Origin of the sequence: Draconibacterium sp. IB214405 (genome assembly GCF_033963885.1) — a bacterium.
Classification (GTDB): Bacteria; Bacteroidota; Bacteroidia; order Bacteroidales; family Prolixibacteraceae; genus Draconibacterium.
In genome coordinates this window covers 604,448-620,719 of sequence record NZ_JAXBMA010000001.1, presented here as the reverse complement: position 1 = coordinate 620,719, position 16,272 = coordinate 604,448, and the positions used below count along the sequence as shown (strand labels likewise).

The window sequence follows — 16,272 nt, the reverse complement described above, 5'->3', positions numbered from 1 at the left end:
ATGCCAATTCTCTCAATTCTATACATTTAGAAAATGTCAATTAAAAAAAAATCACGATATTGGCATTCAAAGACAACCAAATAATAAAAAACAGCGTCTATTAAAAGTACTTCCGAAAAAACTATTAAAAATTAGAAATATGGACACAATGATGAAATTTGGAAAAATCCTGACAATTATTTTAGTGTTTGCCGGGTTATTTGCCTGTAACAAGGACGATAACTCAGTGCCGTTTGAAGTAATTGGCGATGTTTTTGTAATTAAACGCACCATCGGCGAAGAGGTTAAATACGCAAATTCGTATGTTGCATGGGGTAACCAGCCAATGAGCCATGCCGAAGTTACAACTCCGGGCGGGGCCAATATGACTTTATACCCTACTTCAGGCGAACAGAATATTTATGCAAAAGAACCCGCTTTAAATGAATATTATGCGTCGGCTCCGGTTGAAGGAAACTACCAGTTTCTGGTTATTAACGAGGACATTACACATCAGTCGGTTGATTTGCTCGACTTTGATGACATTGCTTTTACAACCCTTACTTCGGCAGAAATGGTAGATGGCGTTTTAAGCGTGCAGTGGGAAACCAACAGTATTGCCGAAGGATATCGAATCAGACTGATTAACCAAAGCAACGCTGTAGCGTTTTTAAGCCAACCTTTACCATCACAAATGGTACGTTTAGATATTGGTGCTGCAACAGCTTCTGGCTCATGGAGCGAAACCCCGGAAGCAGGTAATGTTTATACTGTTGAATTTCTTACAATCAGATACGAAGATGATGCCACCAGTAACGATGCAACCAAACATATTCAGGAAATTGCGGTGACAGAACAAGATATCACCTGGGAATAAGACCTTTTTAAACAATAGCTCAACCGTCTGAATTTCAGGCGGTTTTTTTATGCCCTAAATTTGCTTTACTATTTTTGTAGTAGTTTTTCTATTAAAATAGTTTTGTTTCTAAATTAATAGTACTATGTTTGTAGTAGAATATAATTTGGCACGATAATAGAACCGATAAATAAGATGAAGACATTAACAAAAGCAGAAGAACAGGTAATGCATATTCTCTGGGATTTACAAGAAGGAGTTGTTAAAGATGTGGTTGACGGAATTGGCGAAAATAAGCCGGCATACACTACCGTAGCAACTGTTTTAAATGTGCTGGAAAAAAAGGGATTTGTTACCCACAAAAAAATTGGCAACACAAACCTTTTTTCGCCTGCTGTTACTAAAAAGGAATATACTAAAGTCCAGTTTTCATCTTTGCTGAAAAACTATTTCAACGGCTCGTTCCCGAAAATGGCCACCTTTTTTGCCAAAGAAAACAACCTGGGAATGGAAGAGCTGGAAGAAATGCTAAAGATTACAGAAAACGAATTAAACAAAGAAAAGAAAGACTAGCCATGGAAACTTCGCTGTTTTATCTATTAAACGCATCCGGAGGAATTGTTCTTTTCTACCTGGTGTACTGGATGTTTCTTCGCAAAGAAACGTTTCATGTGGCCAACCGCTGGTTTTTATTGGGCTCATTGCTCCTGGCCATTCTGCTTCCAATGGTTCCGGTTCGTTACGAAGTTTTGCTTGAGGCCAGCAAAGAAGCAAAAACCGGTGCGCATACTATCGCCGATACTTTCAAAAACATTCCTGTTTTTAACGGAACAGAGGATAGTACCATAGCGTTTGGTTGGCAACAAGCCATTTTGCTGGTATACCTTACTGGAGCTGCTATTTTTCTGCTTCGCTTACTCACTCAAACTGCCATTCTTATTCATTTAATGATAAAATACCGCGTTAAATCGCTGCAGGGCATGCGCGTGGTTGAAAACGAAAAATACGGACTCCCCTTCTCATTTTTCAACGTTGTATTTATAAATCCGAAATTTCATACACAGGACGACCTGCCGGAAATTCTGGCTCACGAAAAAGTGCACATTCGTGAGAATCACTGGTTCGACCTGCTAATGATAGAGCTGTTAACAGTCATCTTTTGGTTCAACCCATTTATTTGGATGTTTGAACGAGCAATTAAACAAAACCATGAGTACCTGGCCGACAAAGGTGTTCTTGCGCAGGGACACACTGTAGGCCGCTACCAGGCTTTATTAGTAAACCAGCTGATGGGCATGCAAATTATTGGCATCACCAATAACCTGAATTTTGCCCTTAGCACAAATCGATTAAAAATGATGACGAAAAAGAAAACATCGGCCCGCCGGCTGATACGATTTACCTGGGCACTACCCGCTCTTGCGCTGTTGTTGTTCGCTTTTGCCGAACCGGAATACCGGATGCAGGAATTAAATGAACCAGAAATAGCCGATCTGCAAACTTCAGCCACAAAAACACTGAAAATTTCGGGTTTGGTTGTTGATGAAAACGACGAACCTTTACCCGGAACCTCCGTGGTTGTTAAAGGCGGAACTACGGGATGTGTTAGCGACATGCGAGGCAAGTTCATACTCGAAGTCCCTGAAAAGACAGCAATCGTACTTTCCTTTGTGGGTAAAAAAACCGTTGTTGACGATTACATGGGAATTCTGTCGGGAAAAGATGGTGAAGAGTACAAACGCACCTACAAAATGAATGACGAAATAATTGGTATTGGACTTGCCACCGAACTGCTTGCTGTAAACAATAACGACAAGATCGCTCCTCCTCCTCCGCCGCCACCACCACCACCATCAGACGCTGAAGTATTTTACGTTGTTGAAGACATGCCCGAATATCCGGGAGGTTCGGAGGCATTAAATAATTATGCCTACAAAATGCAACAGAAACTTGCTCAGGCAAAAGGAATAAAAGGAAAAGCTAAAGTATTGTTTACCGTAAATGCAAAAGGAAAAGTAACCGATATTAAAGTGGTAGAAAAAGAAAACGATGGTGCCGCAAAAGGCGCTTATGCTATTGCCAGCCAACTCGAAGATTGGAAACCCGGTAAACAACGAGGGAAAGCTGTTCCGGTAAAATACATGCTTCCTGTGGAGTTTAAATAAACAGAAGACAAGAATAAACATTTTTGATTCACCCGCTTTTCGTTATGGAAAGCGGGTGTTTTTATATAACTTGTTGGTATACAAATTCGACATGAAAAAGCAATACTTTAAAACATATAAAGATTGGGAAAAATGGCTCGATAAAAACCACAAGAAAGAAAATGAATTGTGGCTGATCTATTATAAGAAACACACAGGGAAACCTTGCATTGCTTACAACGATTCGGTAAAAACAGCACTGTGTTACGGCTGGATCGACGGTTTGGTAAAACGTATTGATGATGAATGTTACGCACGGAAATTCACTCCACGAAATGCTAAAAGTCTTTGGTCGGAATCCAATAAAAAACGTGTCACGGAATTATTAAAAGAAGGCAAAATGAAACCGCCGGGTTTAAAGTTGGTTGAAGCAGCAAAACAGAACGGAAACTGGGATAAAGTAATTGCACCTCCTGAAGTTAATACCGTACCGTCTGCCGAGTTTAAATCTGCCCTTAGCGAAAATCCTGAAGCCAAGGCCTATTTCGAGTCATTGGCTATCAACCAAAAAAACCAGTTTATTATCTGGATTAATATGGCTAAACGTGACGAGACAAAAGCGAAGCGGATAAAGGAATCGATTGATTTGCTGAAGGATAAAAAGAAGTTGGGATTGAAATAAAACCTTTATAAAAAACGAAAGGCCGGTTCAATAACCAGCCCTTTCTCAATCAACCTAAACCTAAACTAAACCAAAAACCAAACCATCTTTTATGGTATGTAAATCTTTATGAAGAAAGATTTGTAACAGTAAAACACAAACTGGTTAAAAAGGTTTACCGAATTGTGATTTTTTTTATTTGAACGTAAAATTTTCTCGCGGATCACGCTGATATCCGCAGATTTCGTCCTGTTATCTCAGTCCGATTTTATGCGTTATTCGGAGACATCTGAAAGCACATCCATTTTAAAAATGAACGATTCCAATCCTGCTAATGCCAGTTCAACCTCACCCTTTCCATTTTTCACTTCCAGTACAAATTCATCTTCACTTGCCAGTTGGTCAGTTAGTTTATACAAACCGTCCGTTAAATGCAGAGATTTCACTGTTTCCTCATCCAGTTTTAATTGAAATTTGTACGGTACTTCCTCGAAATTGCTCACCACAATCAAACGATTGTCGCCCTTCCAACGCACAAACGAAAATATTTTATCGGTGTATCCTTCCGTGTTATGTCGATTGTATGAATGAATCTCTTTGTACTCGCCCATTAAAGCAGAAGATTTTGCGGAGAAGCTCAGCAGGTTTTTATAAAACGCATTTAGTTCCTTCTCTGCATCAGTTGACTGCCCGCCATCAAATTTCCCATTGTTCATCCAACGTTGATGTGCCGGCACACCGCAGTAATCAAAAATAGAAGTTCGTGTTTCATCTCCAAATCCCATGTCGCCATCGCCCGGTTCGCCAACATTTTGACCAAAATAAATCATGGTTGGCGAAGTGCTCAAGCAGGTAGAAACTACCATTGCCGGTTTTCCTCTTTCTGCACTTCCGGCAAAACCGGCGCTGGCAATACGCTGCTCGTCGTGGTTTTCCAAAAAGTGCAACATATGGTGTTCTATATCTTTCAGTCCATCATAAATTGCCGGAAGATTATCAGTACTTCCGTGCCCCTGCATAATGTGTTTCAGCGTATCATACAGTTCCACTTTGTCGTACAGGTAATCCATTTTCCCTTTCTGAATATAATCGCGGTAAAGAGCCGGATTATAAACTTCAGCCAACAGAAAAGCATCCGGATTTTTCATCTTTATAGCAGAGTTCATGTAACTCCAGAATTCAACCGGAACCATTTCTGCCATATCATAACGGAAACCATCCACACCTTTTTCCAGCCAATAAATCGCTATATCCCTGAATTTCGTCCACGAATCCGGCACATCCTTATCTTGCCAGAATTCAAAATGTGCCTCGTAATCTTCTCTGTCAAAACCTTCGGGTAGCAAATCAAAATCGTAAGTTCCATCGGGCTTAACACCGTAATTTACTTTTACGGTTTCGTACCAGTCATAAAATCCGGGCTGTGCTAAGCGTGCTCCGTTACCAGTCCATTTGGCCGGATTCTCATCAAAATTTCCATCCGAAAGCGGATTTGGATCGCCTCCCAGAGGTTGGTAACCATTCAAAAATTCTGGTACCTGAAAAGCCTCATCGGGTATGTAATAGAAATTATTATCACGTATATATTCCACCGAAGTATCATCGTTTTCTCCAAAATCGGAAAAACCTTCAGGTTTCGAGATCGACTGGTAATTCCGCGCAACATGATTGGGAACAATGTCGATTATTACTTTCATTCCATGATTGTGAGTTCGCTCGATCAAAGCTTCAAATTCCTGCAATCGATTGGCAGGATCAACTGCCAGATCAGGATTGACATTGTAATAGTCTTTCACCGCATAAGGTGAGCCGGCGCGGCCTTTTACCACATCGGGATCGTCGTTTGAAATGCCGTATTCAGTGTAATCAGTTATCACATCATGATGCGGAACACCGGTGTACCAAATGTGCGTAACGCCCATCGATTTAATCTCGTCGAGTGCCCGGTCGGTAAAATCACTGAACTTACCAACACCATTTTCTTCAATGGTTCCCCACGGTTTATTAGTGGTGTAGGTATTTCCAAACAAACGGGTAAACACCTGATAAACCACAAATTTTCCTTCGGGCGCATCTGTTTTTGCAGGGCCTTTCTTTTGGGTAGGTTGACAGGCAAAAAGTGCCAGCACTAAAAAAAAGATGGAAACAAGATTTTTCATGGTTTAATGATTTGATGTGTATGCGGCGCATGGAACGGCATCATTTCATAAAACCGAGTGAATGCGCCTTTTCTTATGTATGTTAAAAACCCAGGGCGCTGCCCCGGGTTATACTATTTCTCCCTTACAGGGCTTTGTCTCTATTTACTCAACTCAACAATAATTGCTGATTTTGCAGGAACTGTAACTTCCGAAATATCCGAAATTGTGTTTCCTGAGATAATTTCTTTACCCGACTTATAACCGTCAATAACTTCACTAAAACGTTTGGTTTTAACGGTTGCTGCCCTGGTGTTTTTATTCAGAATAACCATTATTGCTCCATCGTCAGTGTAGCGGAAATAGGTGTAAGTGCCTTCCTGTGGAACAAAGTGCATCAGTTTACCGTTGTGAATTACTTCGGCATCTTTACGCCAGTTCTGAATTTTTGAAACGTATTGCTGCATATCTTTTGCAGCATCGCTCATTCCTTCCCCGGTAAAAGCATTTACTTTGTCGCCTTCCCAACCGCCGGGATAATCAGCACGAATATCGCCGTGTTCGCTTCCGTCGTGACGCATCAATATTTCGGTACCGTAATAGATCTGCGGAATTCCCCGTGTAGTCAAAAAGAAAGCCACACCCATTTTCAGCAGATCAACATCTTCACCAACCTGCACGAAAAAGCGCGACATATCGTGGTTATCCGGGAAAATGGTCAGATCGTACGGATTTGGATACAAAAAATCGTTGGCCAGAGCATTGTAAATCTGAATCAACCCAAAGTCGAAACTTTCTTCGTTACGTAAACCTTCAGCTGCTGCGCTCTGCAACGGAAAATCCATCATACTCGGGGCATAATTTTTATAGCCGTCCTGATTGAGTTTTCCTTTTTGCCAATACGATACAATCGCCGGATTTGTGGTCCACTCTTCGCCAACCACATTAAAATTCGGATATTCTTCCAACAATTCTTTTGTCCACTCACTCATCATATCTTTGTCGGGATATGGCCAGGTATCCTGACGAATTCCCTCCAGTCCAACATACTCTGTCCACCAAATACTGTTCTGAATAAGGTATTTTGCCAGAAATTGATTTTTCTGGTTCATGTCGGGCATTTCTTTAACAAACCAACCATCTACCATTGCTTTTTTATCTGCTTCCGAAACATGTGGATCTTCATTCACCGTACGGCGGTGACTGGTAATTTTTATATCGGGATAATTGTTGATCCAGTCGTTCATTGGCATATCGTGCATCCACCAGTGTTCCGATCCACAATGATTGAATATCAAATCCATGATCAGTTTCATGCCTCGTTTATCCAATTCTTCATTCAGTTCGCGGTATTCATCATTCGAACCATAACGTCTGTCAACCTGGTAAAAATCGGTACAGGCATAACCGTGGTACGACGATTCGGGCATATCGTTTTCTAAAACAGGATTTAACCAAACAGCAGTAAAACCCATTTCTTGAAGGTAATCCAGCGAATTGATAATCCCGCGAATGTCGCCTCCATGTCGGCCATAATTATAATCACGGTCAAGGCCTTCTTTCATTCCTTCAACCTCGTCGTTGCTTGTATCGCCATTTACAAAGCGGTCGGGGGTAATCAGGTAAATCACATCAGATGAATTAAAACCTTCCCGTTCTGAAGAACCTTTTTCACGATCCCACAATTGGTAGTTATAACTATCAACAACTTTTTTGCCCTGTTTAAATTGAATTTCGAATTCACCGGCTTTTACATCTTTTGCCAGTTTCAGATCGACAAAAAGATAGTTCGGATTTTCCACCTTTGTAGTCGCCTCCAGGGTAACTCCCGGGTAATCAATCACCACATCGGTTGTTGAAATATCCTCGCCGTATATCAGCAATTGCAAATCGGTACTTTTCATTCCGGCCCACCAGTTTGGCGGCTCAACACGTTCCACTTCCTGCCCCACAACATTCAGGGTAAGCAGGATAATAAACAAAGTGATTAGTTTCTTCATTTTATTGGATTTGTTTTTTCGACTACTTTTTAATTTCCAGCGTTGATTTTCCGGCAATTTTGTGTTCGGTTCCCCAAACCGTTGCTGCAACATCAACAGCAGAATGATTAATGATAACAAACTCCCCATGTTTCATTTTAACCTCGAGATGTGCACCACCAAAATCAATTCGGAATCCGTATGATTTCCACGATTCCGGCAGGAATGGATTAAATGTGAGTTTATTTTTTACCACACGCATTCCTCCGAATGCCATTACAAACGACATCCAGGTTCCACCCATACTGGTGATGTGCAAACCGTCTTCTGTGTCGTTATTGTAATCATCCAAGTCGAGGCGCGAAGTACGCAGATACATTTCGTAAGCCTTATCCTGATACCCGATCTTTGCAGCCAAAATTGAATGTACACACGGCGACAACGACGATTCGTGAACGGTCAAGGGCTCATAAAAATCGAAATGCTGCTTTAATTCTTCCGTGGTAAAATTCTCCTGGAACAGGTACAAACTCTGCAAAGTATCGGCCTGTTTAATGTATGGCGAACGCAAAATGCGGTCCCACGACCAATTCTGGTTAATCGGTAAATCTTCCGACGGAAGTTCTGCCACCGGTGTCAGGTCCTTATCCAAAAATCCATCCTGCTGCAGGTAAATTCCCCGCTTCTCGTCTCTCGGATAATACATCTTCTCAACAATATCCGTCCAGCGCGCAGTTTCTTGTAACTCGTTGAATTTCCACTTTTTTACCATTTCTTCAAACAGAAACGGGAATTCCTTTTTCAGGTATTCAATAACTTCGAGCGTGTATTTCAACGTCCACACAGCCATGTAGCTGGTGTGGAAATTATTGTTTACGTTGTTCTCGTATTCGTTCGGACCGGTAACGCCAAGCATGACATATTTTTCTTTGTCGGCCGACCAGTTTACGCGCTGGCTCCAAAAACGACTAATCCCAAGCAACACCTCAAAACCCATTGGTGCGAGGTATTCTTTATCGCCAGTATAATTTATATAGTCGAAAATGGCATAAGCAATGGCACCGTTACGATGAATTTCTTCGAAGGTAATTTCCCACTCGTTGTGGCACTCTTCGCCGTTAATGGTAACCATCGGATACAAGGCAGCACCATTTTTAAAACCAAGTTTTTCAGCATTCTCAATGGCTTTTTCCAGATGTTTGCGACGGTAAACCAATAAGTTCCGCGAAACTTTTTGCGGTGCTGTACTCAGGTAAAAAGGCAAACAATACGCCTCTGTATCCCAATAAGTTACACCTCCGTATTTTTCTCCGGTAAATCCTTTTGGCCCGATGTTCAGTCGCTCATCCTCGCCCGAATAGGTTTGATTGAGCTGAAAGATGTTAAAGCGAATTCCTTGCTGAGCAGCTACATCGCCTTCAATTTTAATATCGCTGGTTTCCCACTTTTGTAACCAGCAGTTTTTATGACTTTCGAACAGGGTATCGAAACCGGCTTCAACAGCCAGATCGACAGCTTCTTTTGCTTTTTGGGGCAGTAATTCTTTATCGTAATCGAGGGAAGAAACAGTAGAAGAGTATTTCTCAACTACTATTTCATCACCTGTCATTACCGAAACACATTGAGTTGCCTCAACATACTTCTCCCTTTCCCTATTAGTAATATCTGATTCTACTTTATTTCCATTTTTTGTTAGCTGAAACCACATTCCGGTACTTAACTGAAAGCCGGTTTTTAAGGTTTCAACTGTGAGATAACCTTCCGGTCCTCCGACAGCACGGGCCACTTCCACCCAAAATTTCTCGTCGTAGTTGGAGTCTTCATTCTCCACATCACCATCGAGATAAGGTGTAACTTTAATCTCACCTTCGAAATTCAGCGCTTTTATCGTGTATCTGATTGCGCCAATTTCGGTAGCAGTCGTACTTACAAAACGGTGCGAGCAGACTTCTACCTGGTTTCCGTTTTGTAACTCGGCAACAAAACTTCGCGTTAGCAAACCGTGTTGCATATCGAGTTCTCGCCTGAATGAAAGCACTTTTGCTTTTGCCAGATCGAGTTCTTCACCATTAATATTAACTCCAATTCCAATCCAGTTGGTTGAATTAATGATCTTGGCAAAATATTCCGGATAGCCGTTTTTCCACCATCCCACGCGGGTTCTATCGGGGTAATAAATACCGGCCACGTATGTTCCGTTCAGCGTATCGCCTGAATACTTTTCCTCGAAATTGGCGCGCTGGCCCATCTTACCGTTTCCGATACTAAAAATGCTCTCAGAAATTCGGTTGTGTTCCGGAACAAAATCCTCTTCAACTATTTTCCAGTCGTGATGAATGATATAATTCTTCATCTCAGTGTTTTTAATTTTTTAATTTTCTGTTGCAACGTCTTTTACAAAAAGTACCAGCACGGCAGCAATTACCATTGATACTCCGCCAAAAACGAGTGCTAAAATCGACTCTCCGCCAAACAAATCTTTCACCATAAAACCTAAAATGGTTGCCGCCAGAATTTGCGGTATTACAATAAAGAAGTTGAATATTCCCATGTAAATCCCCATTTTGTTCGATGGCAACGATCCGGTAAGAATAGCATACGGCATAGACAGAATACTTGCCCAGCCAATGCCGACACCAATCATTGGCAAAATCAGCCAGATTGGATCGTTAAACAGGTAAATGGAAGCGAGTCCTACTCCACCAATTACTAAACTGATGAAGTGTGTGATTTTTCGGTTGGTATATTTTGCCACAACCGGCAAAGCAAATGCCATTAGCGCAGCAACGCCGTTATAAACGCCAAAAAGAACAGTAACCCAGTCGGCACCGTCGTTATATAACTGCGATTGCGGATCGGTGGTTCCGTAAATATGACTGGTAATTCCCGACACAGAATAAATCCACAGCGAAAACAAACCAACCCAGGTAAAGAATTGCACCAACGCCAGTTGTTTCATGGTAAGCGGCATTCGGAGTAAATCGCTGAAAATCTCCACCAGGGCATTTTCGTCTTTCTTTTGTGATTTTAACCATGCTGCCATCATCATTAGTAAAAAGAACAGCATAAGAATACCTCCGAGAATGTACAGCTCTTTTTCCAGCTTCATCAATTTTGTAACAACAATAATTAGCAAACCAAGTAAGCCCAATATTCCGCCAACTTTGGCAAATCGGCTACTGACCACTTCTTCTTCGTTAACTACCTCCGCTTTATTTGTAGTTTGCCTTTCGTTTTCTTCAAACGCTTTCAGGTCTTCGGGCGGGTATTCTTTGGTTGAAAAAATAGTCCAGAGAATGGCCAAAAAGAAAACAATGCCACCAATATAAAACGACCACTGTACGGAAGGAGGAATGACTCCTTCGGGAGCTGTATTCGGAATGTTCAGCCAGTTGGTCATTGCATACGGAAGCACCGAGCCCACAACTGCACCGGTACCAATAAAAAAGCTTTGCATGGCAAAACCCCGGGTTCGTTGTTCGTTGGGCAACATGTCGCCAACAAAAGCACGAAACGGTTCCATCGAAATATTTATGGAAGCATCCATAATCCAAAGCGTTCCGGCAGCTACCCAAAGCGCCGGCGAGTTCGGCATTAAGAATAATGCCAGCGAAGCGAAAATGGCTCCAAACAAAAAGTAAGGCCTTCTTCTTCCCAGTCGGTTCCAGGTTTTATCGCTCATGTGCCCGATGATGGGCTGAACTATTAAACCGGTAACCGGAGCTGCAATCCACAGAATCGGGATATCCTCAACATTGGCCCCAAGTGTTTCGAAAATACGGCTAACATTGGCATTCTGAAGAGCAAATCCAAACTGGATACCCAGAAAACCAAAGCTCATATTCCAAATCTGCCAAAAACTTAGCGTAGGTTTTTTGCGCATAATTGTAATTTTTATTTCTAATATGGCTTTATGTATACAAAAGAAACAACAGCAAAAGAACTTTTGCCGTTAAACACGAAGTATGTACAAGTTGAAATTGCCAGTACAAATATAAAACAGAATCGAACTAAAATGCAAACCACGAATCTCTGCATCGGCTGCAAACAGGCGTTTTCGACCGAAAAAATCAATTTCAAACGTTTGCGGAAAGTGAAAATATATTCTACAACATGTTTTTGTGTAATTGCCGAAATTGGCAACCAATTACATAAAATCAGTAAAATCGGACTGGAATATTAGATAATGGATGATCCTCTCACAATCAGATTCGCGTTCAACACTTTGGTCTCAGCAGGATATTCATCGTCTTCCGAAAGAATTCGTTTGAGCAGCATTCGGGTTGCCAGTGTACCCATCTCGTAACCATGCTGATCGACCGAAGTTAGCGTAGGATCAGTTATGCCTGAAAAACGGCCATCGGAAAAGCCAACAACGGCAATCTCATCGGGTATTTTGTAGCCTTTTTTCTGGATGGTTTGCATGGCACCAATTGCCGTAAGATCGTTGGTAGCGAATACACCGTCGAACGTTATCTTCTGATTAATCAGTTTCATGATCGCCATCCGGGCTTTTTCAAACGAGTCGGCTTCCAGGATCAAATCGTCATCAGCAGGAATTCCGGCTTCGCTTAAAGCTTTTAAGTAACCATTTTTTCGATTTTGACCTATCAACAATGCCATTGGCCCGCCCAAGTGAGCAATCCGAGTTCTCCCGCTATCGATTAAATGACGGGTTGCACGGTAAGCTGCATCAAAATCGTCGATAATAACCTGATCGGCAGCAATATCCGGAACAATTCGGTCGTAAAATACCATGGGCACTTCGTTGTTCTGGAAATTATTGAGGTGTTTATAGTCGAAGGTTTCTTTCGATATCGATACCAAAACACCGTCGACGCGACTTGCCAGCAGGGTTTTTGCATTGGCTACTTCGCGCTCGTAACGCTCGTTGCTTTGGCAAATAATTACATTGAAACCTGCATCGTAGGCAACATCTTCAATTCCGCTAATCACCGATGAAAAGAAGTAGTGCACAATTTCGGGAATAATAACACCGATAGTGTTACTGCGCCGTTGCTTGAGGCTAAGTGCAACAGCGTTTGGCTGATAATTCAACTTTTTGGCCAGTTCCTGCACCGCGCGCTTTGTTTCTTTGCTGATATCGGGGTGGTCTTTTAACGCACGCGACACTGTTGATGCAGAAATATTAAGCTCACGAGCCAAATCCTTTATGGTTATCAGTCCACTTTTCATTTTAAAATAAGTACCCCTTGTGATTAATTAAAGAATTCAGTTTTGAATTGATCAAGGTTTATCACAAATGTAAACATTTAGCAGTAATCTGCACACAATTTTGGCCCGATTAACGAGCCCACCTGTTACCACCTGTTTTATAACATGTTGGGCGCAAACGACACCGCAAACGTTTGCATTAACCCGAGTGTTAAAAAACGTAATTTTTTCTTAACAATTATTATACATTCGCCCCAAGAATTAATTATTTGTTAAACACGAATCTCTGTAACAAGTTGATGTATTGCCAATTAAAGACAAGTTAAAGAGGATTTAACAAGAAAAAATTCATAAACTAATAACATGTAAAATGAGGATTATTCGTAAAAACCTTAAAGTAGTCTTGTTTTTGTTTGCAATGCTGAGCTTTAGTCTTGGTTATGCGCAGGTAAAAACAGTTACAGGTACTGTTAGCGACGCCGGCAACGACGAGCCTTTACCTGGTGTTACCATTGTAGTTAAAGGAACTACACAAGGAACAATTACCGATTTTGACGGAAATTTCAGCATCGATGTTGAAGAAGGACAAACTATTGTTCTTTCGTACATTGGCTACACTCCGCAGGAAGTACTTATTTCAGCTTCGAATCAGGTAAATGTTAAGTTGGAACAATCAATGGAAAACCTCGATGAGGTTGTAGTAATTGGTTACGGACAAGTTAAAAAGGAAGATGCTACCGGTTCGGTATCGGCAGTAAGTTCTGATGATTTTAACCAGGGTGCTATTACTTCGCCACAAGAATTGGTAACCGGTAAAATTGCCGGTGTGCAAATTACCAATGGCGGTGGTGCTCCGGGAGAGGGATCAACAATCCGTATCCGTGGTGGTTCTTCGCTTTCGGCAAGTAACGACCCGCTAATTGTAATTGATGGTGTACCTATTTCAAGCGAAGGTGTTTCAGGAATGAGAAACCCGCTGAACATGATTCACCCAAGCGATATTGAAACAATGACCGTACTAAAAGATGCATCGGCAACTGCCATTTACGGTTCGCGTGCATCAAACGGTGTTATTCTTATTACCACTAAAAAAGGCCGCAAAGGTGCCGGTTTAAAACTTAGCTACAACGGATTTAGTTCGTACAGCACTCCGTCGGGTAAAGTTGATATTTTATCAACCGACGATTTCAGACAAACAATTATCGACCAAAACGGAGCCGGTTCTAACGCAGCCAGCCTAATGGGTGGTGCCGATACCGACTGGCAAGATGTTGTTTTCGATCCATCGGTGAGCCACGACCACAACTTTAGCGTTACCGGGAATATTGCAGATATGCCTTTCCGTGCGTCAATTGGTTATTCCGATCAAAACGGTATTTTACTAAAATCGAGCATGGAGCGCTGGACCGGAACAGTTGGTTTAAATCCAAGCTTTTTCGATGATCATTTAAAACTGAACCTGAACTTTAAAGGAATGTTGATCGACAACAATTTCTCAAATCAGGGTGCCATCGGAACTGCAGTTAGCTTCGATCCAACACAATGGGTTTATTCTGACAGCGATCGTTACGGAGGTTATTTTACTTGGTTACAAGGCAACGGAAATCCAAACACCTTGGCTCCAACCAACCCACTGGCAATGATTATGATGCACGACGATACTTCAACCGCAAAACGCGCAGTATCGAATGCACAGTTTGATTATAATTTCCATTTTCTGCCTGATTTAAGAGCTACTCTTAACCTGGGTTACGAGTACACCAACTCTGAAGGAACAACAATAGACGACGACGATGCACCATGGACAATTGGTAACGGCGGCGGTTATTACGGCGAATATTCGCAGGAGAAGAAAAATAAATTGTTGGATTTCTACCTGACTTACGACAAAGATCTGGAATCAATTGAAAGCAGACTTAGCGTTATGGGTGGTTACTCGTGGCAACATTTCTGGAGCGAAAACTACAACTTCGCCAGAAGTGGTATTACCAACGAAATTATCAATCCTGAAAACTGGGACCCAACAGAATACTACCTGGTATCGTTCTTCGGACGTTTGAACTACTCGTTAAAAGACAAATACCTGCTTACATTAACTGTTCGTCAGGACGGAACTTCACGTTTCTCGCCTGACACACGTTGGGGACTTTTCCCATCTGCAGCTTTTGCATGGCGAATTAAAGAAGAAGAATTCCTGAAAAACAGTGCTGTTGTTTCTGACCTGAAACTGCGTTTAGGATACGGTATTACCGGTCAGCAAAACATTGGTAGCGGCGATTACCCATATTTGGCGCGCTACACTTACAGTCAGGAAAATGCACAGTACCAGTTTGGCGATACTTACTACACAACTATCCGCCCTGAAGGTTACGACTCTAATATTAAGTGGGAAGAAACCACAACGTACAATATTGGTGTAGATTACGGTTTTGTAAATGATCGTATTACCGGTACAGTTGACGTTTACAAACGTGTTACCAACGACTTGCTGAACTTTATTCCTGTTCCTGCAGGTACCAACCTTACCAATATGTTGTTAACCAACGTAGGTGACCTGGAGAACCGCGGTTTTGAGTTCTCAATTTTAGGTCGCGTTATCTCTAAACAAGATCTTTCGTGGGAAGTTGGTTTTAACGCCACCTACAACGAAAACGAAATTACCAAACTTACTGCAACCCAAATGTCGCTTGAAGAATATCCGGGTGTAGAAACAGGAGGTATTTCAGGTGCTGTAGGTAACAACATTCAAATTCACTCGGTAGGTTATCCGGCCAACTCGTTCTATGTATACGAGCAGGTTTACGACGACGCAGGAAAACCAATCCAGGGACTTTATGTTGACCGCAACGGCGACGGACAGATTAACAGCGAAGATAAATACCGCTACGAAAAATCGGCTCCCGACTGGTTTATGGGTTTCAACTCGAAACTGTACTGGAAGAACTGGGACTTCGGTTTTGCAGGAAGAATTAGCTTAGGCAACTACGTTTACAACAACGTTTGGTCGTCGAGCGGTTCGCTAAACAACCTGTACTGGTCGTCGAACTACCTGTTAAATGTAAACCAAAATGCACTTACTACAGGATTCGAAAATCCTGAATATTTCTCTGATTACTATGTGAAAAATGCGTCGTTCCTGCGTTTAGACAACATTTCGTTGGGACACACATTTAAAAATCTGAATTCAGACAAAATGAGTCTTCGCCTGTACGGTACGGTTCAAAACGTGTTTGTAGTTACAGATTACGAAGGTCTTGACCCAGAGGTTAGTAATGGAATCGACAACAACATTTATCCACGTCCACGCGTGTTTATGATGGGCTTAAGCATTGATTATTAA

At 41.8% G+C, this 16,272-nt stretch carries 10 protein-coding genes; 5 read left to right on the top strand and 5 right to left on the bottom strand.

From position 1 onward, the window contains the following. Positions 1 to 148: 148 nt before the first annotated feature. From SLH46_RS02175 to SLH46_RS02160, 4 genes are all read left to right on the top strand, one after another. Positions 149 to 856: a hypothetical protein gene (locus tag SLH46_RS02175; protein WP_320279501.1), complete on the top strand. Its 708-nt coding sequence runs from the start codon at positions 149 to 151 to the stop codon at positions 854 to 856. A gap of 174 nt (positions 857 to 1,030) precedes the next feature. Beyond that, entirely contained in the window at positions 1,031 to 1,408 is a 378-nt protein-coding gene (locus tag SLH46_RS02170) for a BlaI/MecI/CopY family transcriptional regulator (RefSeq protein WP_320279500.1), read from the top strand. A 2-nt stretch (positions 1,409 to 1,410) separates the two neighbouring features. Then, positions 1,411 to 3,000: a M56 family metallopeptidase gene (locus SLH46_RS02165; protein ID WP_320279499.1), complete on the top strand. Its 1,590-nt coding sequence runs from the start codon at positions 1,411 to 1,413 to the stop codon at positions 2,998 to 3,000. Between the two features lie 91 nt (positions 3,001 to 3,091). After that, entirely contained in the window at positions 3,092 to 3,661 is a 570-nt protein-coding gene (locus tag SLH46_RS02160) for a YdeI/OmpD-associated family protein (protein ID WP_320279498.1), read from the top strand. A 254-nt stretch (positions 3,662 to 3,915) separates the two neighbouring features. Here SLH46_RS02160 and SLH46_RS02155 read toward each other — a convergent pair whose 3' ends face one another. The 5 genes from SLH46_RS02155 to SLH46_RS02135 form a co-directional block, all read right to left on the bottom strand. Continuing rightward, positions 3,916 to 5,799, bottom strand: a complete 1,884-nt coding sequence (locus SLH46_RS02155) for an alpha-amylase family protein (RefSeq protein ID WP_320279497.1) — start codon at positions 5,797 to 5,799, stop codon at positions 3,916 to 3,918. Between the two features lie 140 nt (positions 5,800 to 5,939). Beyond that, complete coding sequence (locus SLH46_RS02150) at positions 5,940 to 7,778, bottom strand: glycoside hydrolase family 13 protein (protein WP_320279496.1); 1,839 nt, start codon at positions 7,776 to 7,778, stop codon at positions 5,940 to 5,942. A 22-nt stretch (positions 7,779 to 7,800) separates the two neighbouring features. After that, the gene (locus SLH46_RS02145; protein WP_320279495.1) at positions 7,801 to 10,110 is read right to left on the bottom strand and encodes a family 65 glycosyl hydrolase domain-containing protein; all 2,310 of its coding nucleotides are present in this window, start codon (positions 10,108 to 10,110) and stop codon (positions 7,801 to 7,803) included. A gap of 18 nt (positions 10,111 to 10,128) precedes the next feature. Beyond that, a complete protein-coding gene (locus SLH46_RS02140) occupies positions 10,129 to 11,640 on the bottom strand; it encodes an MFS transporter (RefSeq protein WP_320279494.1) in 1,512 nt (503 codons plus the stop codon). Positions 11,641 to 11,936: 296 nt separating this feature from the next. Further along, positions 11,937 to 12,953 carry a LacI family DNA-binding transcriptional regulator gene (locus tag SLH46_RS02135; RefSeq protein ID WP_320279493.1) on the bottom strand — a complete coding sequence of 339 codons (1,017 nt, stop codon included), beginning with the start codon at positions 12,951 to 12,953 and terminating at the stop codon, positions 11,937 to 11,939. A 349-nt stretch (positions 12,954 to 13,302) separates the two neighbouring features. On the opposite strand from SLH46_RS02135, the gene SLH46_RS02130 reads away from it, so the two are divergent. Then, complete coding sequence (locus SLH46_RS02130) at positions 13,303 to 16,272, top strand: SusC/RagA family TonB-linked outer membrane protein (protein WP_320279492.1); 2,970 nt, start codon at positions 13,303 to 13,305, stop codon at positions 16,270 to 16,272.

What these genes read in the sequence shown, in the direction of transcription:
- SLH46_RS02175 (WP_320279501.1), top strand. Translation starts at nt 149, where the DNA reads ATGATGAAATTTGGAAAAATCCTGACAATTATTTTAGTGTTTGCCGGG.
- SLH46_RS02170 (WP_320279500.1), top strand. Translation starts at nt 1,031, where the DNA reads ATGAAGACATTAACAAAAGCAGAAGAACAGGTAATGCATATTCTCTGG.
- SLH46_RS02165 (WP_320279499.1), top strand. Translation starts at nt 1,411, where the DNA reads ATGGAAACTTCGCTGTTTTATCTATTAAACGCATCCGGAGGAATTGTT.
- SLH46_RS02160 (WP_320279498.1), top strand. Translation starts at nt 3,092, where the DNA reads ATGAAAAAGCAATACTTTAAAACATATAAAGATTGGGAAAAATGGCTC.
- SLH46_RS02155 (WP_320279497.1), bottom strand. Translation starts at nt 5,799, where the DNA reads ATGAAAAATCTTGTTTCCATCTTTTTTTTAGTGCTGGCACTTTTTGCC.
- SLH46_RS02150 (WP_320279496.1), bottom strand. Translation starts at nt 7,778, where the DNA reads ATGAAGAAACTAATCACTTTGTTTATTATCCTGCTTACCCTGAATGTT.
- SLH46_RS02145 (WP_320279495.1), bottom strand. Translation starts at nt 10,110, where the DNA reads ATGAAGAATTATATCATTCATCACGACTGGAAAATAGTTGAAGAGGAT.
- SLH46_RS02140 (WP_320279494.1), bottom strand. Translation starts at nt 11,640, where the DNA reads ATGCGCAAAAAACCTACGCTAAGTTTTTGGCAGATTTGGAATATGAGC.
- SLH46_RS02135 (WP_320279493.1), bottom strand. Translation starts at nt 12,953, where the DNA reads ATGAAAAGTGGACTGATAACCATAAAGGATTTGGCTCGTGAGCTTAAT.
- SLH46_RS02130 (WP_320279492.1), top strand. Translation starts at nt 13,303, where the DNA reads ATGAGGATTATTCGTAAAAACCTTAAAGTAGTCTTGTTTTTGTTTGCA.